General features: G+C 68.3%; 15 protein-coding genes and 2 pseudogenes. 7 read left to right on the top strand and 10 right to left on the bottom strand.

Translation table 11 applies throughout. The features are described 5' to 3' along the window. Together BHU15_RS23930 and BHU15_RS23925 are read right to left on the bottom strand one after the other, a co-directional pair. A partial coding sequence (locus BHU15_RS23930) for an exonuclease SbcCD subunit D (RefSeq protein ID WP_069629085.1) occupies nucleotides 1-1,081 on the bottom strand: 1,081 nt, incomplete at its 3' end. Between the two features lie 49 nt (nucleotides 1,082-1,130). Next, on the bottom strand, nucleotides 1,131-1,757 hold the full coding sequence (locus BHU15_RS23925; protein ID WP_069629084.1) for a YigZ family protein: 627 nt from the start codon (nucleotides 1,755-1,757) through the stop codon (nucleotides 1,131-1,133). An 82-nt stretch (nucleotides 1,758-1,839) separates the two neighbouring features. On the opposite strand from BHU15_RS23925, the gene BHU15_RS23920 reads away from it, so the two are divergent. Next, nucleotides 1,840-2,262 (top strand): CoA-binding protein, encoded by a 423-nt coding sequence (locus BHU15_RS23920; RefSeq protein WP_069629083.1) that lies wholly within the window; start codon nucleotides 1,840-1,842, stop codon nucleotides 2,260-2,262. A gap of 607 nt (nucleotides 2,263-2,869) precedes the next feature. After that, nucleotides 2,870-3,082, top strand: a pseudogene (locus tag BHU15_RS38545) (transposase); the annotation flags it as partial. A gap of 39 nt (nucleotides 3,083-3,121) precedes the next feature. Here the strand turns inward: BHU15_RS38545 and BHU15_RS42320 are convergent. The 7 genes and pseudogenes from BHU15_RS42320 to BHU15_RS23890 form a co-directional block, all read right to left on the bottom strand. Further along, nucleotides 3,122-3,676, bottom strand: a complete 555-nt coding sequence (locus tag BHU15_RS42320; protein ID WP_435896964.1) for a DUF3885 domain-containing protein — start codon at nucleotides 3,674-3,676, stop codon at nucleotides 3,122-3,124. Beyond that, the gene (locus BHU15_RS38540; RefSeq protein WP_079128340.1) at nucleotides 3,618-3,905 is read right to left on the bottom strand and encodes a DUF3027 domain-containing protein; all 288 of its coding nucleotides are present in this window, start codon (nucleotides 3,903-3,905) and stop codon (nucleotides 3,618-3,620) included. The genes BHU15_RS42320 and BHU15_RS38540 overlap by 59 nt, the downstream gene beginning before the upstream one ends. Then, nucleotides 3,887-4,753, bottom strand: a complete 867-nt coding sequence (locus BHU15_RS42315; RefSeq protein WP_255293198.1) for a DUF5615 family PIN-like protein — start codon at nucleotides 4,751-4,753, stop codon at nucleotides 3,887-3,889. Before BHU15_RS42315 ends, BHU15_RS38540 begins: the two co-directional genes overlap by 19 nt. 279 nt (nucleotides 4,754-5,032) lie before the next feature. Beyond that, nucleotides 5,033-10,877, bottom strand: a pseudogene (locus BHU15_RS23910) (RHS repeat domain-containing protein); the annotation flags it as partial. Nucleotides 10,878-11,084: 207 nt separating this feature from the next. Then, nucleotides 11,085-14,786 (bottom strand): laminin G domain-containing protein, encoded by a 3,702-nt coding sequence (locus tag BHU15_RS23900; protein ID WP_255293197.1) that lies wholly within the window; start codon nucleotides 14,784-14,786, stop codon nucleotides 11,085-11,087. A 389-nt stretch (nucleotides 14,787-15,175) separates the two neighbouring features. After that, nucleotides 15,176-15,739 (bottom strand): YbaK/EbsC family protein, encoded by a 564-nt coding sequence (locus BHU15_RS23895; RefSeq protein WP_069629079.1) that lies wholly within the window; start codon nucleotides 15,737-15,739, stop codon nucleotides 15,176-15,178. A gap of 28 nt (nucleotides 15,740-15,767) precedes the next feature. Continuing rightward, nucleotides 15,768-16,340, bottom strand: a complete 573-nt coding sequence (locus tag BHU15_RS23890; protein ID WP_023543170.1) for a helix-turn-helix domain-containing protein — start codon at nucleotides 16,338-16,340, stop codon at nucleotides 15,768-15,770. A gap of 95 nt (nucleotides 16,341-16,435) precedes the next feature. Here BHU15_RS23890 and BHU15_RS23885 point away from each other — a divergent pair, with 95 nt between their 5' ends. Further along, a complete protein-coding gene (locus BHU15_RS23885; protein ID WP_069629078.1) occupies nucleotides 16,436-17,302 on the top strand; it encodes a DMT family transporter in 867 nt (288 codons plus the stop codon). 15 nt (nucleotides 17,303-17,317) lie between these two features. On the opposite strand, the gene BHU15_RS23880 is transcribed toward BHU15_RS23885, so the two are convergent. Then, nucleotides 17,318-18,061, bottom strand: a complete 744-nt coding sequence (locus BHU15_RS23880; RefSeq protein WP_069629077.1) for an acyltransferase — start codon at nucleotides 18,059-18,061, stop codon at nucleotides 17,318-17,320. A gap of 351 nt (nucleotides 18,062-18,412) precedes the next feature. Between BHU15_RS23880 and BHU15_RS23875 the strand changes: the two genes are divergently transcribed. From BHU15_RS23875 to BHU15_RS23860, 4 genes are all read left to right on the top strand, one after another. Beyond that, complete coding sequence (locus BHU15_RS23875; protein WP_069629076.1) at nucleotides 18,413-20,164, top strand: sensor histidine kinase; 1,752 nt, start codon at nucleotides 18,413-18,415, stop codon at nucleotides 20,162-20,164. A gap of 133 nt (nucleotides 20,165-20,297) precedes the next feature. Beyond that, nucleotides 20,298-20,720 carry a roadblock/LC7 domain-containing protein gene (locus BHU15_RS23870; RefSeq protein WP_069629086.1) on the top strand — a complete coding sequence of 141 codons (423 nt, stop codon included), beginning with the start codon at nucleotides 20,298-20,300 and terminating at the stop codon, nucleotides 20,718-20,720. Beyond that, on the top strand, nucleotides 20,717-21,085 hold the full coding sequence (locus BHU15_RS23865; RefSeq protein ID WP_069629075.1) for a DUF742 domain-containing protein: 369 nt from the start codon (nucleotides 20,717-20,719) through the stop codon (nucleotides 21,083-21,085). The genes BHU15_RS23870 and BHU15_RS23865 overlap by 4 nt, the downstream gene beginning before the upstream one ends. Continuing rightward, entirely contained in the window at nucleotides 21,066-21,680 is a 615-nt protein-coding gene (locus BHU15_RS23860) for a GTP-binding protein (RefSeq protein WP_069629074.1), read from the top strand. Before BHU15_RS23865 ends, BHU15_RS23860 begins: the two co-directional genes overlap by 20 nt. Nucleotides 21,681-21,707: the final 27 nt, after the last annotated feature.

Genomic DNA, 21,707 nt, shown 5'->3' with positions numbered 1-21,707 from the left:
CGGCGCCGCCGCGTACGTGCGCCACGAAGTCCTCGGCGATCTCCTGGTCGCTGCGGCCCTGGAGGCGTTGCGCGTACGACGCGACGACGTCCTCGTCGCCACGCTCGGGGTCGAAGACGAGGCTGAGGGTGTGCGGGAAGCGTTCGGCGAGGCGCGCCATGGGGTCGGCGGGCCGCACGGGATCGGTCAGTGTCGCCTCGATCCAGGCCTCTTCGTGACGGGTGAGCGCCGGGTCGTCGAGAAGGTCGGCGAGGGCGCCCCGGACGCGGGCCAGCGGGCGCGGCACCGGGCAGTCGATCCGGGTCGCGTCGATCTCACCGCCGGGGCCGAGGTCCACCAGCCACATCGTCTTGCGGTGGTCGCTCTCGGAGAAGGAGTACGCGAGGGGTGAGCCGGAGTAGCGGACGCGTTCGGTGAGGGCCTGCGCGCCGTGCAGATGGCCGAGGGCCACGTAGTCGACGCCGTCGAAGGTGCCGGTGGGCACGGCGGACACGCCGCCGACGGTGATGTCGCGCTCGCTGTCGCTGGCGGCGCCGCCCGCCACGAAGGCGTGCGCGAGGACGACGGAGCGGGTGCCGTCGGGGCGCCGCGCGAGGTCGGCCCGTAGGCGGTCGAGCGCGGCGGTGAGCACCGCCTCGTGTCCGGCCTTGGCGGCTTTGAACTCCTCGCGGACCAGGGCCGGTTCGAGATACGGCAGTCCGTAGAAGGCGACGTCGCCGTGCGCGTCGGCGAGCACGACGGGGGTGGCGCAGCGGGCGGGGTCGGTGCGCAGGTGGATGCCCGCGTGGTCGATGAGACCGGCACCGACGCCGAGCCGACGGGCGGAGTCGTGGTTCCCGGAGATCATCACCGTCGGCACGCGCGCCTCGGCGAGCCGGTGCAGCGCGCGGTCGAACAGCTCGACGGCGGAGAGCGGTGGCACCGCCCGGTCGTACACGTCACCGGCGACGAGGACCGCGTCGACCTCGTGCGTCAGCGCGCTCGCCACGAGGTGGTCGAGAAAGGCCGCCTGTGCGTCGAGCAGGCTGACCCGGTGGAACGACCGTCCCAGGTGCCAGTCCGACGTGTGCAGGAATCTCATGATCCTTGAGGGTAACGGTGGGGTCGGACATCACGGCCGGCTTCGGGTCTCACGCGTCCCCGTACGCCTCACCGCCCAGTGCCAGTACGGCCGTTCCGGCGGTGGAGTCGGCGAGCCAGGCGCGGAAGGCGTCGACGTCGGAGTCCGGCAGTCCGATCCCGATGGTCACTATCTCGGCGTACCGCACGTCGCGTACGGCGCGGCCGGTGGCCCGCAGTTCGTTCTCCAGCTTTCCGGCCCGGTGGTGGTCGACGATGATGGTGGCGAGCCGGTAGCGCTGCCGGGTGACGGTGCCGAGCGCGTCGAGGGCTTCGCCCACCGCGCCCCCGTACGCGCGGATCAGCCCTCCGGCGCCGAGCTTGACGCCTCCGTAGTAGCGCGTGACGACGGCGACGACGTACCGCACGTCCCTGCGCACCAGCATCTGCAACATGGGCGCCCCCGCCGTACCACCCGGCTCCCCGTCGTCGCTCGCCTTCTGTACGGAGGCGTCGGCGCCGATCACGTAGGCGAAGCAGTTGTGGGAGGCGGTGGGATGTTCGCGCCGGACGCCGGCGACGAAGTCCTGCGCCTCCTGCTCGGTGGCGGCGGGCGCGAGCGCGCAGATGAAGCGCGACCGGTTGACCTCGGTCTCGTGGACGCCCCGGCGGGCGACGGTGCGGTACTGCTCATGCATCGCGCCACCCTAGGCTCTGCGGGTACCGACCGGTATGGCGACCCCTCGGGAATTGCGGGACCGCACCGTCCGTTGTCCGGGCATGTATGGAGACGAGACGTACGCGGACGACGAGACGGTCCGCAGGATCCTGACGGCCACGGGCGACACGTGGGCGGTCGTGGGCCTGTCCGGCAACACGTCGCGGGCGGCGTACGGGGTGGCTGCGGTGCTCCAGCGCTTCGGCAAGCGCGTGATCCCGGTCCACCCGAAGGCGGAGACGGTGCACGGCGAGCAGGGCTACGCCTCACTGTCGGAGATCCCGTTCCCGGTCGACGTGGTGGACGTGTTCGTCAACAGCGACCTGGCGGGCCCGGTGGCGGACGAGGCGACGGCGATCGGCGCGAAGGCGGTCTGGTTCCAACTGGGCGTGATCGACACCGCCGCGTACACCCGCACCCGCGCGTCGGGCCTGGACATGGTGATGGACCGCTGCCCGGCGATCGAGATCCCGCTGCTGCCCTGAGTGGCCCCCGAGAGCGCCCCAGGGCGGCGTCGCCCGCTCGCGGGGCCGAACCCAGGCACTCTGGTGCGTGCGTCGCCGACAAACGCCTGGCCGTACTTGGGCGAAGCGAACAACCCGGCCAACACCTACCCCAGACCCGCTCCGTCACCCGCTATTCCGACCGCTCCAGTTCCGGATGACTGACGCTCTCCGTCGGTCGGACGAGATCTGTTCGCCGGCCACTCCACTAAATCCGACAAGACTGTTCCGCTCTGCATGGGAAGACTTCAAGGAGGTAATCCAGCCAACGGACCAACGCTTCTTCACATCGCAGCTCAACTAATTCGACGAGCGGAGTAAGTCGAGCATAGTGGTTGGCGTCGGGCCTCGATTATGGCGGGAAGTAATTCCCCCAGGGGGCTTCGAGAGTTTCTGGATCGACGCCAAGTTCCCGTACTACGACGTCGCCCCCATCGACGGTCTCAACGGCTTCCACGCGTACGCGCTCGATACCCTTTTCCCGAAGCAAGCATCTTCATCCACGAAGGACTGAGGGATTCTACCGTTGAGATCCTGAACTTTCCGTCCCTTAGACGCCGTTCTTATGGCTCGATGGCTCGTTGAGCTGTGGCTCCGTTCACGAAGCATACGCCAGCGCATCGCCCGCAAGGAGGTCGAGTCCTCCATCCGGCTCGGCCGCCACCGCTGGGTCGTCGAACGAGCCGTGTCCTGGCTGGCCGGCTGCGGACGCCTGCACTGCCGCTACGAACGCAAGCCCGAGCATTTCCTTGCCTTCGTTGGCATAGCGGCCCTGCGCATCTGCTTCCCGCGGCTGGCTTCCGGAGCCGGGGAATCACGGCAGAGAGGTGAACCTGATCCGTCAAAGACCGGACAGGCTGCCGGAAAGTTGGCATGCCGGTCGCGTGTCCGGCGTCAGGCTGGAAGGGTGGAACCTCGGTTCGGCCGTCCAGACCGGTGTGATCACATACACATCCACACCGGCAAACAACTCATTGAGGACCGTGTTGTACCGCACCAGGACGATGGCGTACTCGCTCTCGCCCTCTGCGTATCGCTTCGACTCCGGCAGGCTGTGGAAGCGCACCCAGACATCCCGGTACGGACCATTGAGCCTGTACCAAACGGGCGGGCAGTCGGGCCAACGCCGCTGCCACAGGTCCGTCAAGTCAGTCCGTACGCCTTCAAACACCTGCCTAACCCGTCCTTCTCGGGCATGAGCTCCTGTCGACGACCATGATGCCCGGCACCAACCCACCAAAGAACAACTTCTAAAGCAAACGGAGCCGACCGACCTCAGCGCCGGGCCTGCGCGCCCGCCAACTCCCTGCCGCTGCCTCGCCGAACGACGAAGACTGTCACGAGTCGTCAGGCACAGCCCAACGCCCCGATTCCTCGAATTTCTCACATCCGTCATGCTCGAAACGGATAGTCCCGTCGAAAGGTGACGCCAAGTTCGCGCATGCACCGTAATCCGATCCAAGTGTGCCGGAGAGAGGAATCCACCAACGGCACCCACCGCACTGCTCGTCGTACCAGGATTCTCGATACTCAGGATCGTCCGTGCGGCGATTCCTGTTCTGGATCCATCGGGCATGAATATCATCAAGTTCGCCAGGCCCGCGCGTCACGTGATCCTTGCCCATTGCTTGCTGCCACCCAATATTCGCAGAATTCCGTCGATTGATGTAACACGCCGATCAACTTGAACGGCTCGGGATCCGAATCCTCCATCCATCTGCCGCCCGCGATCTCTGGTCAACACTCGAGCATTCACTTGCTGGGCAAATCGCATAAGCTCGGGGTCCTTCGTTCCACTCATTCCCATTTCGGAAACACTGCGCGCATCATAGCCCGCATCCCGCAACTGCGCAGCAAACTTGGGAGTCATGTTCTCGTCCACAATAATTCGCTGCCCATTCCCCGTGAACCCTGCCTTCTTCGCCAGCAATCCCCTCATCCCGCTGACAGCATCCCCGGCAGGGCAGTTGCTGTTGTGAACGAGTATGGGGGTACTGCCCGCCAGCACATAGTACGTGTGCAAGTCGTCCACGGTGAGGTTGTAGGTCCGTGCCCGCTCGGAGAAAGCGCGGTTGGCCTGGACTGAGACTCTGGTGCCGGAGTCTGTGAGGAGGGTCATTCCCGGTTGTAGATCACCGGCTGTGACCCATTGGCGCGCGGACGGCGACCAGAACGGGTGCTCGTGGGTCGCAGTCAGTTTTCTCGGACCGCTGTCCGTCGCGAGGGTGAACTCGTTGAATTTCTTGTCGTCCTCGGTGACGATGAGTGCGGTAACTGCGCGTTTTTCGGTCTTTCCCGTCTCGGGATCTGTCGCCAGCAGCTCGTCGCCGATTCTTACGTCTTCGATATTCTTGACTTCTCCGTCGGCGAGGAGTACATCGGTGCCGGCCAAGAAGCACTTACAAGGTGACGCCTTCCCCGGTTTGTACGCGCCTGCTATGACAAATGGCAGGGACGCCAGCAGGTTCTGCATGTTGTCATAGGCGCCGGATCGATTCTGGCATTTGTCTGCGTTGTCAATGCAGTAGGTTGCCGCTATCTCCTTGGCTCCGGCAGCGTCGCCGCCGTCATTGAGGTATCGGTATGCCGCCATGCATGCGTCCCGTCCGAGACATGCGTTGACGGTCCTACCGTTTTCTCCGACGGGCGCGCTCCAGTAGTCGTCGCCGGTGATTCCGAAGTAGGAGCCGTACCAGATCCGCAGTTGTGACTCGTCGTCAGTCTGCGGGCCCTGCTGGCGGGCTATCTCCCTGACGTCTCCGGTGACGGTCGTCGGGGCGGTTCCGGCTTTGACGCCGCTGCCTCCTCCACCGCTGATGGTCCCGAGGATGGGGTTGTGCTTGTCATCCAACAGCGGGCCTCCGCCCGTGCACGCGGAGATGATGCCGCACTGTGAGCCTCCTGGGTCCCTCAGGCCGGTGGGGTCGCTGCTGGTCGGGGGGCGGTTGTTGGCGTAGGAGTAGCCGTTGAGGGACTGGTGCTGGTCGAGGGAGAGCAGTGGGTCGATGCTGATGAACTGGCCGATGCCGGGGTCGTATTCGCGGGCGCCGATGTGGGTGAGGCCGGTGGTGGTGTCGGCGGGTTTGCCGAGGAAGGCCTTGTCATCGGGCCAGTTGGTCGGTGTGGTGCCGCGCGGGGCGCCGAAGGGGGTGGTGTGGCGTTTGGTGACGGCGTAGGTGCCCGCTTCCAGGACGAGGCTGGAGGTGCCGTGGTGGTCGGCGGCGAGGAAGTTGAGCTTGGTGGTGGTGACGCCTGCGGTGGCGGTGCGGATGGCGATGGTCTGACCTGCGGCCTGGTAGTAGCGGGTGCCGGTCAGGGTCTTGGTGGTGCCCTTGGTGGTGAGGCGGACCTCGGTGTTGCCGAGGTAGAGGACGGTGTCGCCGTCGCCGGTGGTGTTGCGTCTGATGAGGAGTTCGCCGCCGGCGTCGTACAGGTAGCTCGTGCCGATGGCGGCCTTGGTGCTGGTGGCGGGTTCTGTGGCGGAGACGAGGTTGCCTTCGCTGTTCCAGGTCAGGGTCTGCTTGGCCTGGACTCCGGGGCGGCTGGTGGTGTTGCCCGCCGTGTCGTACTCGTAGGCGCCGGCCTTCGCGCCCGTCGTGCTCGTGAGTGCGTGGGGCTGGCTGGCAGGAGCGGGTGTGCCGTAGGTGTAGTTGGTGGTGCTGTTACCCGCTGTGGCGTGCTGGGTTTCGGTTCTGCGCTGGCCAGCGGTGTTGTAGGTGTAGCTGGTCCAGTAGGGGGCGGCGCCGTCGATGTTGGCTGTGGTGCGGCCAGTTGTGGCGCATTCCGCCGTTTTTGGGGTCCAGGCGTCCGTCAGTCGGCGGTGGCCGTCGTAGGTGAAGCACTGGTAGTCGGCTTTGGCGGTGCCGCCCTGGGTGGTGGCGTCGAAGATGGAGGTGACGTTGCCCGCGTCGTCCTGGGTGAACTTGAGTTCCTGCGGCATGTAGCCGTGGACATCGTCGGTGACGTAGGAGCGTGTGAGACGGCGTGTGCCTGGCTCGTAGTCGTAGTTGAGGGACGCTTTGGGCGCCGTCTCATTCGTGCCGAGGACGAGCTGGCGCAGATCGCCGACGGGGGCGTAGGTGGCGTCGAGCAGGTAGCTTCCACTGCCGCTGGAAGTCAGTTGCTGCCTGAAACCGTTGTAGGTGTTTGTGGTGATCTCGGTCGACAGACCTGCGACCGCGGGGTAGGTCTCGCCCTTGATGGTGCCGTCGATGGTGTTGTAGTTCGTGCCGTACGTCAGGGTCCCCGGCACTCCGGCGGTAACGAGCGGGTCCGTGGCCGGGAGGGTGAGTTGGCTGGTCTGGGGGTTGTAGGCGGCGTCGTACCTGGTGACCTTCTGGGTGTATGCCTTGCTGGTGGCGGTGCCGACGCCGTTCTCGTAGCGGACCGCGGTGTCGGGCTGGCCCTTGGCCAGGGTGTCGAAGGTCCACGCGGCGAGCTTGGTGGCATCGGTCTTCGTGCCATCCCACAGTCCCGTCTGACGGCCGAGGATGTCGTACTCAGAGATCAGAGTCTTGTTCCGGCCCACGTCCTTGGTACTGATGACCTGGTCGAGCTCGTTGTAGCCGGTGGTACTCGTGCCCTTGTCCGGGTCAGTGCCGCTGATCTGACGGCCGAACAGGTCGTAACCGTACGACCATACGGCGTTGTCCGGACCGGTCACGGTCTTCTGCTGTCCGGCCGGGGTATAGGCGAAGCGGGTGACGGTGAAGTTGGTCCCGGTGGGTTGAGTACCGGCGTACTCGCGGTTCTCGGTGGTGCGACCGAGTGCGTCGGTGACCACGGCGGTGGCCTGTCCGCCGGTGGGAGCGGTCGCGGTGACGGTGTCACCGCTGTAGGCGGTATCCGTCGTCCAGCGGGTGACGTTGAAGTTCTTCGTCACCGCCCGGACGGGGCGTGCTGCACCGTCGTAGGTCGTGTCCGTCTGCACGGGTGCCTGGCCGGAATCGGTCGCGACGATGGTGCCCGAGGGTGGCGCCTTCTCGTCCCAGATGTCGGCCTGCGCGGAAACCGCGAGGCCCCGCTCGTCGTAGAGGGTCTGGGCAATGGTCCGGCCCCCTACCGGGGAGGGTGACTGGACCTGCCGGGGGCGCAGGAGCGAGTCGAAGATCTCGTAGGTGGTGTTGTAGTTGCCAGAACCGTTGGCGCGTATCACGCCGGTTGAGGTCCAGGGCAGTGCGTTGGCGGTGACGCTGTAGCTGTAGACATATACCGGGGGGTTGTTGAGTGCCTTGGGCGCTGTAGGAGGCCAGACCTTGCTGATGCGGCCGAGGCTGTCGTACTCATTGTCGGTGACCTTGTTGTTGGAGTCGGTGACGCGAGTCGCCGCGCCGCTCGCCGGATCCAGCAGGGAGGTGGTGGTCTGTGCCTTCGCGTTCGCGACCGTCGTCTTGGTCAGCGGGCCTGTCGCCGCCGGAACGTAGGCGGTGGTGGCGACCATGGTGTCGTTGACGTCTTTAACATTCAGGGAACGGCCGAGGGTGTCGTAGGTGATGACCGCGGTTCGCTGCCAGGAGGGGGTGCCGTCGGTGGCGTAGCTCTTGGCGCGGCCGGTCCACCGGGGTTCGCCCTTGGTGGGTGTCTGGGTGGTGGTGTACGCCGTGGCGTCGTAGGCGGTCGCGGTGTCGGAGATGACGTCGCCCGGGCGGGTCGAGTCGGTCGGCAGGTCGAGGTCCGCGTTGAGGACGGAGCACGGCTTGGCGACCACACGACTGCGGGAGACAAGGGAGTTGATCCCCAACGCGTCATTGCGCGCGTAGGTCTTTCTGGTGCAGGTCTCGTCGCCTGTGACGGCGTCATCCCCGCGATCTTCGACCGTCGCGGGCATGCCGTAGCTGTCGAAGGTGGTGGCGGTGCTGCGCACGCGGTCCTTGGCAGTGCCGCTGGTGGTGATGTTGGTGCGGGCGTGGGTGGCGGCGGTGCGGACGAAGTACGCCTCGGTGTCCCCGTAGGACTTGTGCTGCGTCGCGGTCTTCCTCGACCAGGGGTCGTTGATCTGACCGCCGACCTCCTGGGCTCCGTTGTAGGTGACGGTCTCCCGGGTGAAACCCGCGTACGGATCGGCGTCGGTGATCTCGCCGGCCTTGATACCGGTCACTTTCGCTGTGCGCCGCTTGTCGGGGTCGGGGGTTTTTCCGTCCGGTCCAAGGAGGCGGTCGCCGTCCATGCCGCGCAGGAAGACAGTGGCCGTCTTGGACTGGGTCCGGTCGGACCGGCCGGTGAGGTGGGTGACCTTGGCGAATCCGCGCCAGATCGACCAGGTACGTTCCTTCTCCTTGACCAGCGGATCATCGTTGTAGTGCCAGGCGCCCCCACCTGCGTACTGATACGTGTGGACCACCGCCTCCGAGCCGCCGAGAGGGTCGGTCGTGGAAACCGAGGTGACCGGATACTTCTGGAACCAGTCCAGCTGCGGGTCCTTCTCCCCGTTGGGAGACCAGTAGACGGGGTAACAGTTGCGGGTGTTCTGGTCGACCTTCGGCATCGTCTGACCGGCGACACAATCCTCGTCGGCGTACGTGACGATCGACTGCGCACCGGTCTCGGAGATGATCTGCTTCAGGCGCGGCTTGTTCAGCGGCAGGATGTCGTCGCTGCCACTGTCGACCCGGTTGGCCCGCATCTCGTGATCAAAGCTGACCGGCGGCATAGACAGGTCGGTTCCGCGTTTGCCGGTGTGCCGGATCTCGTCCAGCCACAGCGACTGGTCCGTGGAGTCCCCGGTGTCCCCCGGGTCCAGGTACTGCTGCTTCAGCGACCAGGTGTCGACAGGAGCGAAATCGGGCGCAGTGGCGGCCGCGTCCCAGGCGTACGTCGTGATGGCGGTCATGCGCTTACGGATGAAGAAAGAGGGGCCGACGCTGCCGGTGCACTTGTCGCCGGTCTTGCACACGGTGTCGAAGGGGACGTCGGGCCAGTTGTCGCGCGTGTCTTCGGTCAGCGCGTCGCAACCGGTGCCGCTCGCGGTGCAGCGCTCCGTGTAGTTGAAGGTGACCTTGTCCGAGGCGGCCGGGCTGCCGCTGAACAGGGCACCGGCACGCTGGCCGTAGCGAATCTCCTTCAGGTAGCCGCCGCGGGTGTAGGCGGTGCCGGTGCTGTCGTCGCCGAGGGTGTCGTAGTTGTTGGTCTCGGCGGCGTACCAGTACGACATGGCGTTCTCGAGGAGGTCTTCGACGTAGTCGAGGTTCCAACGCCAGGCCTGCGTCTTGTCCCGGCCTGACAGGCTGGTGCCGTCCGAGTAGCCGGGTTCGCCGGAGTCGTCGCCGAAGACCGGGACAGTCCAAACCGACTGTGTGCGCTCGTCGGCGGGCGCGCCGGCGAGTTTGTTCAGGCCGAAGACGTATTTGGTGCCCTCACCTGTGGTGACGGTCCAGTACTCGCCGTTGTCGTCGCCGTTGTCGGCGCCGGTGGAGTGCGTGACCGTGGAGGCGTCGTCATTCTTCAGCCGCCAGACGCCTGTGGTGTCGTCCTTGACCAGTTCACTGGCCTTTCCGTTGAGGACGAGCGAGGCGTTGTCGTACTTCCAGCAGAGGTCGAACTTGTCCTCCTGGCCGTCGTCGTCGCACGTGCCGTACTTGCGCTCGACGTACGACGAGGTGAGGTCGAAGCCTTCACCAACGGCCGTGCCCTGGTTGTTCGTCGAGGCCGTCCGGCCGTCCACGCTGCCCGAGTCGTAGGAGATCGCCAGATCGGGCGAAGGCCCGGCTGCGGCGGGCGGCGTACGCAACGGGTAGGACCAGGTGAAGGTGCCGGAAGAGCCGCCCGCCTCCCATGTGGACGAGGAGGACAGGGGGGGTGGCCTTGAAGTCACCAGCACCGGATTCGGTGCCCGCCGCCAGCGCCAGCATCATCGTGGCGGGCTCAGACCCGGCGGGCGCGGGAGGGAAAGTGAGCTGGGTTCCCAGCGTCTGTCCGGGCCGGTCGTTGTCGGACACCAGAGTCGTCCGCGTACGGCAGGCGGCCTTGGCGGGGTCCTTGAGCGCGCAGTCGGGCAGGCGGGCCATCCGCAGACGCCCGGCCCAGTCACCGCCGTAGGCCGAGGCGAAAGCCGAGTAGTCGACGCCCAGACGGGCGCGGCCCCCGTCCTTCGGACCGGTGACCTTGAGGACGACGCCCTTGACCCCCAGACGATGCGCCGCCTCCTGGTCCAGAACCTCGGCCTTCACCGTGTCGGCCGTGCCGGTGCGTTGTGCGCTGCCTTTCGCCGCGGAAGGCGCGGCCAGTGTGAGAGGCAGCGAGCCTGGATCGGCGGCGGCCGGCCGTGTCTCCCCCTTGGGCAGAGTCAGCACGGCAGTACCACCGGCGGGCCAAGTCACCGACTTGGCCTGCTCGTTCTTCGCTCGGGTGATCACGCTCCGATCGGCTTGTTCAGCCTTCTTCCGAGCGGCGGCGGCAGCCTTGTTCTCCTTTGCCGTGAACGCGGACACCTCGGCCGACCGAGGCGCGGAGAGCTTCGCAACGCCCAGCGGATCGGGCTTACTGAGCGGTCCGGCGAAGGCGACCGGTGCGAGGAGACCAGGAAGGAGGATGAAGCCGGTCATGACGGCCACACGCCGAGACCATTGGTGTCTGCTACGCCTGTTGCGGCCGGCGAGCATGGTGGCCCGTCTGAACGATGTCATTGACAGCTCTCCTTTACGCACCCCGGCCAGGGGCATGCGCTGACTGCTCCCTCGTTCTCGGCAGGGGAGCAAGAATTCGGACAAGGGGGCGAGGTCTGAATGCGGAGGAAAGGACGCCCGGCCGTCAGGTCGGCGAGGTCCACGAGAGGGGTTGCGGCACAGGATCGCCGCAACCCCCTTCACCTACAACGGTGGAGTTCCTGTGTCGTCGGCAGAGGCGATCGTGACCTGATCGCTGACCTGCTCCTGCGTCATGGCACCGGTCCAGATCCTCAGTTGTTCGAGGCCGCCGGGAAGATAGTGGCCGGTGGTGCCGCCCTGAGTGCCCCGGCCTGTGGCAAGTTCACCGGTGCCTTGCTGGACAGCATCAAATCCCGGGCGGCTGAGGCTTTCAACGGCGAACGATCCGACATACAGATGCAGTGTTCCCAGCCGCTCAAGCGTCTGCGACGGATTCCCCGGATCGGTGATCTCGAAAGCCTCCTGGGCGTCGAAGACCCCCGTCACATCCACCCACGTGTCGACCTCGGCAAGATCCGAGGCAGGAGTGATGGCGGTGTCCTTCGTCACCTTGCCCGAGGAGTCGGTGGCGGTACGGGTGAACTGCCATTGGTACGTATCAACTGCCGGCTTGATGACCCACAGCGCCCACGAGGACTGACCGCCGCTGCGCTGTCCGGCCACCTGCGCCTTGTACCCGACGGGCTTGGCCGCCAGTTTCTCCCCGTTCAGCTGCACCCGCGCCGAGACGGTGAAGGAACCCGACTCGTCCACCACCGGGCCCTGGGCGGAGGCGTAACCCGAGGTGCCGTCCAGGGTCAGGGCGTTGTCGTCGCCGTCGAGGACCGCACCTGTCGCGGACAACTGCATGGAGGGGTGCGGGTAGGGAGAGAGTTCGTCGATCGTGGTGCCAGTGGCCGTGGTCGCATCCCACTGCGCCACCAGTTCATTTGTCGGTAGATCGTCCTGGAGAAGTCGCACCTCCTGAAGGACTTCCTCCGAGGTGAGGGCCCGCTGCCAGACCGCGGACTCGTCGATACGTCCCCGGAAGAAGAAGCCACTCTCACCGCGGATGACAGACCGCCCGAACTGCAATCCACCAAGAGCGTTCCACGGTTTGTACGTGGCGCCCTGGGCCGTCGCCGCCGCGGCCAGCTTCACCGCGGCACCCTGCGGGCGCCCGTTGACATACAGCTGCAGAGTGTCGTTCGCGGGGTCGGCGTCACCGTGCGTGTCGAAGACTCCGGTGAGCTGCGTCCAGACCCTTAGCGGCGGGTTGGTGGCATCGGCGTTGGACGTGATGATCACCGGTGTCGCCGAGTCGGCGACCGTGTGGCTGAACACCCAGCCCTTGGAGGAGGACGAGTAGTACAGGGCGAACGCCTGCGCCTGGGTACCCGGTGTCGTCATCACCATCCGGCTGGTCGACGCGTCCGTCAGATAAGCCCAGGTGGAGAACGTCAGGGAGTCCGCAGTGTTGACGGCGGCCGTGCTCGTCGAGGCGTACGCCTGCTGGTTGGCGGGGTCGGCGCTGTCCAGCCACAAGGACTGGTCGGCCTCTCCGCGCCGGGCCATGGTCGACCAGCCCGCTCCCGCCGTACGCAAGTTGGCGTCGTGACGGGTTCCGACAGTCGCGGTGTCCTTCGCCACCGTCACCCCGGAGCCGGCCACTCCGTCGTCGAAGCGCCAGCGACCCACCTCGCCTTCCGCCAGAGCCACCTTGAAGGTGAACTCCGCCGGAGGCCCGTAGCGGTTTCGCACATCCTTGGCCTCCACCGACAGCACCTGGGTGCCTCCCAGCTTCGGCACGACCAGCTTCTCCGTGTAGGTGGAGCCGGAGACTTCCTTCGTCTCCGCTCCCGAGGCCGTCAGCAGACGCCAGCGGAATCCCGTGATGTCCGCGTCCGCCGGGTTGTGCTGGAAGGTGAACGTGCCCGCCACACCTGGGCCGCCCTTGCCCTCGCACAGACCCGCGGTGCACAGGGTGTAAGGAGAGACGGACTTGATGACGGGAGCCTTCGGCGCCGTCGAGTCGATCTTGAAGTAGCACCACGGGGAGAAGGCGGAGGCCAGCTCGCCCGACTTGCCGCCGTACGACCAACGCGACTGCGTACGCGCCCGATAGCGGTACTCCGTGCCGTCCGTACGATTCGTTGTACGCGTCTTCTCCAGCGTGCCGTCCGGATCGAACCCGCTTGTGGGCGCGGTGTCGCTCCAGATCTCCTCCCATGTCCCGTCGGCCAGCTTTCGAGCCGCTCGGAACCCCGCCTGCAACGAGCCCTTCTCCTCGCCCGCCTTGGGCTGGACCTTCGTCTGGACCCTGGCCTGCACCATCGGGTCCAGACGCGACACAGTCAACGGCGCGTCGGGATCGGTCCGGCAGTACGCGGCCGTCCCATCGCCCGGAATCAGGCCGACACTTGTGGGGACGCCCGGCTGCGGGACGTATGTGACCTGGAGTTCGGCGTTCTTGTCGAAACGCTTCCACGCCCGCGGGTCCTTCTCGTCCTTCGCCCACAGCATCAGCGTCAGCCGGGCGAACTTCCCGTCGGCGAACGCCCGTACCGTGGGCGTCAGGTTCTCGTTCAACTGGGCCGGATCGTCATTGAACTCGATCCACTTGTCCGGCTGGGAGGGGCTGCAGTTGTCGCCCCGGCCGGCGGACACCAGACGGTCGCCCATGTGGTCGATGACCGACGGGCCCGGCCACCGGGTGCCCTCGGAGATGTTGTCGGTACGGGCCAGGTTCAGCCACTTCGCGTCGCAGTTGAACGACCACGTCTCATGCGCGCGGAACGTCGCATCCAGAACGTACTTCCCGCTCAGCTTCGTCGGCGCGAACTCGAAGTACATCCGGTCGATGTAGCCGGACCCGCAGTAGTATCCGTCCGCGTTCCCGCACAGGCCGACGCCCTTGTCCTCGGTGAACTGCCAGAACTTGTCGCCGTCGGAGGAGAGCTTGGTGCGCTCGGACGCACCGAGACCGACCGGAGGGTCGATGTAGACGGGGTAGACCGTGTCAGTGCCCCGGAGCAGACCGAGGTCGGGCCGCACCTCCACGGCTCCGTCCGCCACCTTCACCGGAAGCTCAGCCGTCGCGTCCCCCTCGCCCGGAACAGAGGGATCGTCGCCACCGTCCGTGGCGGCGGAGCCGGTTGCCGTCAGGGAGTGCGCCGCCGGGGAGGGCTCGTCGTTCCCGGCGGAGTCCCACATCAGACCGGCAGGCCCGTTGAAGACGGCATTTCCGTCCTCGTCCACGGCCCGCAGACCACCACCCGCACCGGCGACCACCTCCAGCCCCTGGCCCGACGCGGCGAAAGTGATCTGCTCAAGCTCCGAACTGGCAGCGGCCTGCGCGGTCTTGACCGCCAGGACCTGCCGGTACCCCTCGGACGTGGCCGTCAGCCGCAGGTCCACCCCCGGCAGGACATCCGCGTACGTGGCGGTCGCACCGTCCAGCGTCGGTACGGGCAACGGCCCCGGCCAGTCCAGCGAGAACGACCGGCGCCCGTCCCCCAGCCGGATCATGTCCCCGGCCGAGCCCCCACCGGAGAACGACAGGCCCACCGCAGCCGCTTTCGGACCCACACTGCCGTCCGCGCGGCGCACCAGGTCCACGTCGACCCCGGCCCACGTACCGTCAGCCTGCTTCACACGCTGGGGAGTCGTCGACTGGGTCAGCGTGAACGTACCGTCCGGGTTCGCCACGGTCGTCGAGTACGCGCTGCGCTGCGCCACGTCCTCGACGGGCTCACCGGAGGCGGCGGCCCGCTCCGTCGCGCTCGCCGTCCGCGTCGATGACTCAACGGCGGTCGCCGCGGAGGCAGTTGGAAGAGCGACGACGGCAGCCCCGGCCAGCAGCGACGAGACCACGACAGCCGTCACCGACCCTCGCCACCCGTCGCGGCCCCGACCACGCAGGCCAAACCCGGACACGCCCACTTCCCCCACCCCAGCTTCACGGAATGCGCACGAACGCCAGGACGATAGATGATCACCCGTTCACCACGTCAACGGTGACGCACATCACACCGACGCCCACTGCACCCGCCCCATGAACGCACCGTCACCACACGGGAATCCGAGGCATCAGGCAGGCGGCGTCAGCCGAAACTCAAACCTCGGCGAACAAGAACAACTCAGCGGGGTCAGCCCAACTTCGGGGAAACGAGAGCCGGACACGTCGCAAGGTCAAGAGGAGGGAAAATCCTGGAGCGCGGCATCGGCGCGCGAGGGGTCTGGACAGGGCGGGCCGGTGGTGCTCGGGCCGGGCGTCAGGCGGCGGGGATGCCGAGGGCGTCGATGATCGTGGCGCCCGGCAGGGACGCGAACGTCTTGCCGGGGACGATCAGTTTGCCCCGGCGGCGGCCGCTGCCGATCAGGACCCATTCCGTGTCCACCACGGCCGCGTCCACCAACAGGGCCCAGTCGGCGGGCAGGCCGATCGGGGTGATGCCGCCGTACTCCATGCCCGTTTCGCCGGTCGCGGTGTCCATCGGGGCGAACGAGGCCTTGCGGGCGCCCAGTTGCCTGCGTACGACTCCGTTGACGTCGACGCGGGCGTGGGACAGGACGAGACAGGCGGCGAGCGTGGACTCGCCGCCGCGCTTGCCCGCCACCACGACGCAGTTGGCCGAGTGGTCGAGCAGGTCCGCCCCGTGGTGCTCCACGAAGGCGGCGGTGTCCGCGATCTCCGGGTCCGTGTCCACGTAGAGCAACTGGTCGGCGGGCACCTCGCCCTGCCAGGAGCGTACGGCGGCGGCGACCGGCTCCGTGAGCTGGTCGAGGCAGTCGGGGGCCGGGCGGGCGTTGTCGAAGTCTCCGATGGGGGCGCGCATGCGCGTCAAGCTAACAGCCGGGGCGCGTTCAGCGCGCGGGCGGGATGGAGACCGCCATCGTCATCTCGACGGTCACCTCACCGTCGTTGCGGTAGCCGTGCGGCACATTCGCCTCGAAGACCGCCGACGAGCCTTCCGGCACCGGATGCGACGCGCCGTCCACGACAAGGGTGAGCGCGCCCGCCGTGACGTGCAGCAGTTCGGTCGTGCCCTCGGGATGCGCGTCGGATTCGCTGTGCTCGCCGGGCATCAGCCGCCAGGACCACAGTTCGAGCGGGCCGCGCGCCTCGGTCCCGACCAGCAGGACGGTGCTGCTGCCGGCCTCGGTGGACCACATGCGTACGGCCTGATCGGCCGGTACGACCCTGACCTGCGGGCCCTGTTCGTAGTCGAGCAGCGTGGTAATGCTGATGCCGAGGGCGTCGGCGAGCTTCACCGTCGTGCCCACGCTGGGGTTGGTGCGGGCCTGTTCGATCTGGATGATCATGCCCCGGCTCACTCCCGACCGGGCCGCCAGTGTGTCGAGAGTGAAGGCCCTCTCGCCTCGCCACCGTTTGAGATTGCGGGCGAGCGACTGGGTCAGCTGATCGAGGTCCGACACATTCCGTCCAGTATATTCGATGACGCAGTTCAATGGACTGTACTACGGTGTGGTGCACCAACCGTCCATCACACTGTACTGGCGAGGTTCGCGTCATGACCGCACTGTTCGCGCTGGCCACCTGCCTGCTCTGGGGCCTGGCCGACTTCGGCGGTGGCGTGCTCACCCGGCGTATCCCCGCCCTGACCGTGGTCGTGGTCTCGCAGTCGGTCGCCGTGGTCGTCCTCGGCACGATCGTCGTCGCGACCCGCGCCTGGACCGAGGCCGGGCCGCTGCTCTGGTACGCGGTCGCCGCCGGAGTCGTCGGCCCCGTCGCCATGCTCGCCTTCTACAAGGCGCTCGCGCTCGGCCCGATGGGCGTCGTCTCGCCGCTCGCCTCGATCGGTGTGGTCGTACCGGTGGGCGTGGGCCTCGTCCTCGGTGAGCGGCCCGGACTGCTCCAGGTCACCGGGATCGCCGTGGCCGTCGCGGGCATCGTGCTCGCGGGCGGGCCCGAGCTGCGAGGAGCGCCCGTCCGCCGCCGGGCGATCGCGTTGACGCTGGTCGCCGCGTTCGGATTCGGCGCGGTCATGGCCCTGATCTCCGAGGCGTCTACCTCGCTCACGGGCCTGTTCCTGGCGCTCTTCGTGCAGCGCGTGACCAACGTCGGTGTCGGCGGGGCCGCGCTGTACGTGTCGGTGCGGCGCGGCGCGCCCGCGCTGCCCGAGGGGGGCGGGATCACGGTGATCCGGGCCACGCTGCCCGCGCTGGCGTTCGTCGGACTCGCGGACGTGGCCGCCAACGGGACGTACTCGATCGCCGCGCAGAACGGCCCCGTCACGGTCGCCGCCGTCCTGGCCTCGCTGTATCCGGTGATCACAGCGGTGGCCGCGCGTGGCCTCCTTAAAGAGAGGCTGCGCGCCGTCCAGGCGGCTGGCGCCGGTCTCGCGCTGATCGGTACGGTCCTGCTGGCCGCGGGCTGACCGGTCCCGGCGCGGCTACGACCGGTCCGGATCCAGCTCGGCCATCGCCAGCAGCTGCTCGGGCGTGACGCCCTCCGGGATCGGTACGGGGGCGGGCGTACGCAACGGCGGCTGCCAGCCCAGCTCCGGATCCCAGCTCCGTACGACCCGCGCCGGCGCGCCCGCCACCACCGTGTGGTCGGGCACCTCACCCCGTACGACGGCTCCCGCCGCGACCACCACGTTGCGGCCGAGCCGGGCTCCGGGCAGGATCACCGCGCCGGTGCCCAGCCAGCAGCCCGGACCCACCGTGACCGGGTCGGTGCGGGGCCACTGCTTGCCGACGGGGACCTGCGGATCGTCGTAACTGTGGTTGGTCGACGTGATGTAGACGTACGGCCCGCAGTAGGTGTTCGAGCCGATGGTCACCGCCGTGTCGGCGATGACATGGCTGCCACGGCCGAGGACGACACCGTCGCCGAGCCGCAGGATCGGCTCCGCGCCCAGGTCGAGGCCGGGCATCATCCCGGCGGTCAGCGTGACGTGTTCGCCGATGACGCAGTGCTCGCCCAGCTCGATCCAGGGCTCGCCGAAGACGGTGCCCTGCGGGAACGCGAGCCGGGTCCCGGTGCCGATCCGGCCGAAGCGCAGCCTCCCGGGCTGCTCGGCGCTGACCGCGCCCGCCTCCTGGACCCACCGCCAGCCGCCCTGGACGGCGCGCGCGAGGAGGCGGCGGCGCCAGGCGGTCAGTGCGGGGAACGTGTCTCTGCTCTTCGGCACCCGCCCACGGTATCCGCGGGGCCGGGGCGGGCCCGCGCCGCGTGCTGTGACGTTCACCCCACGGCGGCGCGCACACCACGCGAAGCTCCCGTGGTCGCGCCAGTACCACGACTGCGTCCCGCGCGTGGGCGAGTTCGAGGCCGACTCCCTCGTTGGAGGGCACTGCCACGCGGCGTCCCTGCCGAACCGCGCCTCGTGCGTAGCGTGAGCCCCACACACGGTCCGGATAATCACCGTTCCAGTCGGTGACCGGCACGCCCCCCAACTGGTCCGGTTTCCCGGCACTTTCGACCACTTTTCCCCCAGACTTCTCCCCCAACCGAACGCACTCGACTACCGAGGGAACGCGGAATGTCCGTGCCTGTCGCACCGAGCCCCCACCGCGTGCTCAAGACACGCCCCTTGTCGCTCGCCGGGCCGCCCGCCCTGCTGCTCGTGACCGGAGCGGCGGCCGGCGTCGCGGCCGTGGCCGCCCCCGCCGCCGCCCGCGGCTGGCTGGTGGCCTCGCTCGCCATCGCCTGGACGGTCCTGGCCTGCGTCGTCGCCGGCGCCGGGCTGCTGCTGCGGCGTCACCGTCGCGCCTCAGTGACGGCGGGCGGCGAGATCCAGTCGCTCCACGCCCAACTGGCCCGAAGCGGCGCGGAGTCGGCCCATCTCGTCAACGTCACGCTCCCCACCGTCGTCAAACGGCTGCGTGACGGCGCGAGCGCCGAGGAGACGCTGGCCGCCACTCCCCCGCCGTCGGACCCCCAACTCCAGCGTGTCCTGCGGATGTTCGCCGATGAGGTGGCCCTCGGCGCGCGCCGGGCCGCCACCGCGGTCGCCGACCACGAGACGGCGGTGACCAGGCTCGGCCAGATCGCCGACGATCTGGACCTTCTGTCGACGGTGACACTGCCCACCGCGCTCGGCGGGCTCCGCGAGGGCCGGGGCGCCGACACCGTACTGGCCGATCTGAAACGGCCGTCCGACCCCCGGCTCCGGGTCCTGGCCGACGCGGTCGTCCGGGACTTCGCCGTCAGCGAGCGGCGCGGCTCGGCCGCGCAGGCGGCCAGCGCCAAGGCGCTGAGCCGGGTGCAGGCCAAGGCCGTGAGCATGCTCGCCGATCTCCGCGAGATGCAGGAACGTCACGGCGAGGAGGTTTTCGGCGATCTGCTGAAGCTCGACCACAACACCTCCCAACTCGGGCTGATGACCGACCGGCTGGCGTTGCTGATGGGCGGCCGGGCCAGCCGCGCCTGGAACAAGCCGATCCCGATGGAGAGCATCCTGCGCGGCGCCGTCGGCCGGATCGCGGCCTATCAGCGCGTACGCCTGCACTGTTCGAGCACCGCGTCCGTCGCCGGATTCGCCGCCGAGGGCGTGATGCACCTGCTGGCCGAACTCATGGACAACGCAGCGAACTTCAGCCCGCCGATCGACGAGGTGCACGTCTACGTCGAGGAACGCTCCGCCGGCATCGTGGTGACGATCGAGGACAGCGGCCTGAAGATGGCGGACGCCGCCATGCGGCGCGCCGAGGAGTCGGTGTCGGGACGCTCCAACGACCTGGCCACCCTCCAGGGCACCCGGCTCGGTCTGGCCGTCGTCGGCCGGCTCGCCGAGAAGTACCACCTGAGCGTCAACTTCCGCCCCTCCTCACGCGGTGGTACGGGCGTCGTGGTCCTCTTCCCGCCGCAGCTCCTCGCCCAGCGGCGCACCGCGGCGCCCCAGTTGTCGGGGCGGCACGCCGCGCCCGTACCGGCCGACACGCTCCCCGAGCCGCAGCCGCAGCCGCGCACACCGCCGCCGGTGCCTCTGCCGTCCCCTGCCGGGCCGTCGCCCGCTCTGCCGTCCCCCGCCGCGCCGGGCGACGGCCCCCGGGTCGCGACGCCGGGCGGGCTGCCCGTACGGCCGCCGGGACGCACGATGGCGGCGGCGGACCGCGACAGGGCGCCCGCCGACGGTACGGGTGAGCAGGACCGTACGCGGCACGGCTCGGCGCCTCGGGCCGTACCGCCGGGACGCGACGCAGGAACCCGGTTCGGCGCCTTCCACCGCGCCAGGCGTCCGGTGGAAGGCACGCCCGAGAAGGACCGGCCGGAGCACGGCGACACCCACTGAGCCGCTGCTCGTTCCCCGTACGGCACCCGGAAGCACAGCAAGTCGCAAGCGAACAGCACCATCTGAGATTGGAGGCACGGGCCGGTGACCGGCTTCCCCCGGCCGATCCCGCCCGACGCAACCCATGCACCCCATGGCCACCACTGACAACAGCGTGACCTGGCTCCTGGAGAGTCTGCTGGAGCGCACCCCCGGCACCCGGCACGCCCTGGTGCTCTCCCGCGACGGACTCAAGCTCTGCTGGAGCCGGCATCTGACGCTCGACCAGGCCGACCAGTTGTCGGCGATCTGCTCGGGAATCCAGGCACTCGCGCAGGGCGCTTCCGTCGAGTTCGGCAACGGCACGGGCGGCGTACGCCACTCGATGACGGAGTTCCACGGCGGCCTGCTCTTCATCGTGGAGGCCGGTGACGGCGCGCATCTCGCGCTGGTGGCCGAGGACGGCGCCGACCCGGGTGTCGTGGGTCATCAGATGACCGAGCTGGTCGACCAGATCGGCGAGCATCTGCGCGCCGAGCCCCGGACCCCGGTGTCCCCCGAAGCCGCCCCGTCATGACCCGCCGGACCCGCCAACCCGTCGACACCGGCCGTCCCGACCGGCTGTACACGGTCACCGGTGGCCGCAGCCATGCCGACCACGACGCGTTCGACCTGGTCACACTGATCGTCAGCGAGTGCGCGCCGACCCAGGGGACGCCGTCGGACCACTACGCGATCCTCGAACTGTGCCGCCACCCGACGGCCGTCGTGGAGATCTCGGCGGAGCTGGGACTGCCGGTGACGGTCGTACGGATCCTGCTCGGCGACCTCCGGGCGACGGGCCGGATCACCGCACGCCATCCGCGCGGCGCGCGCTCCGTCTCCGCCCTGCCCGACTCGGCCCTCTTGAAGGAGGTGCTCCATGGACTCCGCAACCTCTGAGCTGCCGGCCCGTACCCCGCTGACCGACGCCGCCGAGACCGGACTGAAGATCGTGATCGTGGGCGGCTTCGGGGTCGGCAAGACGACCCTGGTCCGCTCGGTGAGCGAGATCCGTCCGCTCAACACCGAAGAGGTGATGACACAGGCCGGTGTCGGGGTCGACGAGACCGCCGGGCTCACCACGAAGACCACGACGACGGTCGCCTTCGACTTCGGCCGGATCAGCCTCAGCGACCGGGTGGTGCTCTATCTGTTCGGCGCGCCGGGCCAGGAGCGGTTCTGGTTCCTGTGGGACCGGCTGTTCTCGGGCACGCTGGGAGCGGTCGTCCTGGTCGACACCCGGCGGATGAGCGAGTCCTGGTACGCCATCGACCGGCTGGAGCATCACAAGACGCCGTTCGTGGTCGCGGTGAACCGGTTCGACGACGACGTCTCCGCCTTCTCGCTCGACGAGATCCGGCAGGCGCTGTCGCTGCCCGAGCACATTCCGCTGATCAGCTGCGACGCGCGGGTCCGTTCGTCGGGCAAGGACGTCCTGATCGCCCTCGTGGACCACCTGTACGAACTGGCGATGGCACGGGAGTTGACGCCATGAACGATCCACACGCCCCCTACCCCGAAG

Source organism: Streptomyces niveus (assembly GCF_001723055.1).
Taxonomy (GTDB): domain Bacteria; phylum Actinomycetota; class Actinomycetes; order Streptomycetales; family Streptomycetaceae; genus Streptomyces; species Streptomyces niveus.
This window is presented reverse-complemented; position numbering and strand designations above follow the sequence as displayed.

What these genes read in the sequence shown, in the direction of transcription:
- BHU15_RS23925 (WP_069629084.1), bottom strand. Translation starts at nt 1,757, where the DNA reads ATGCATGAGCAGTACCGCACCGTCGCCCGCCGGGGCGTCCACGAGACC.
- BHU15_RS23920 (WP_069629083.1), top strand. Translation starts at nt 1,840, where the DNA reads ATGTATGGAGACGAGACGTACGCGGACGACGAGACGGTCCGCAGGATC.
- BHU15_RS42320 (WP_435896964.1), bottom strand. Translation starts at nt 3,676, where the DNA reads ATGACGGATGTGAGAAATTCGAGGAATCGGGGCGTTGGGCTGTGCCTG.
- BHU15_RS38540 (WP_079128340.1), bottom strand. Translation starts at nt 3,905, where the DNA reads ATGGGCAAGGATCACGTGACGCGCGGGCCTGGCGAACTTGATGATATT.
- BHU15_RS42315 (WP_255293198.1), bottom strand. Translation starts at nt 4,753, where the DNA reads ATGCAGAACCTGCTGGCGTCCCTGCCATTTGTCATAGCAGGCGCGTAC.
- BHU15_RS23895 (WP_069629079.1), bottom strand. Translation starts at nt 15,739, where the DNA reads ATGCGCGCCCCCATCGGAGACTTCGACAACGCCCGCCCGGCCCCCGAC.
- BHU15_RS23885 (WP_069629078.1), top strand. Translation starts at nt 16,436, where the DNA reads ATGACCGCACTGTTCGCGCTGGCCACCTGCCTGCTCTGGGGCCTGGCC.
- BHU15_RS23875 (WP_069629076.1), top strand. Translation starts at nt 18,413, where the DNA reads ATGTCCGTGCCTGTCGCACCGAGCCCCCACCGCGTGCTCAAGACACGC.
- BHU15_RS23870 (WP_069629086.1), top strand. Translation starts at nt 20,298, where the DNA reads ATGGCCACCACTGACAACAGCGTGACCTGGCTCCTGGAGAGTCTGCTG.
- BHU15_RS23865 (WP_069629075.1), top strand. Translation starts at nt 20,717, where the DNA reads ATGACCCGCCGGACCCGCCAACCCGTCGACACCGGCCGTCCCGACCGG.
- BHU15_RS23860 (WP_069629074.1), top strand. Translation starts at nt 21,066, where the DNA reads ATGGACTCCGCAACCTCTGAGCTGCCGGCCCGTACCCCGCTGACCGAC.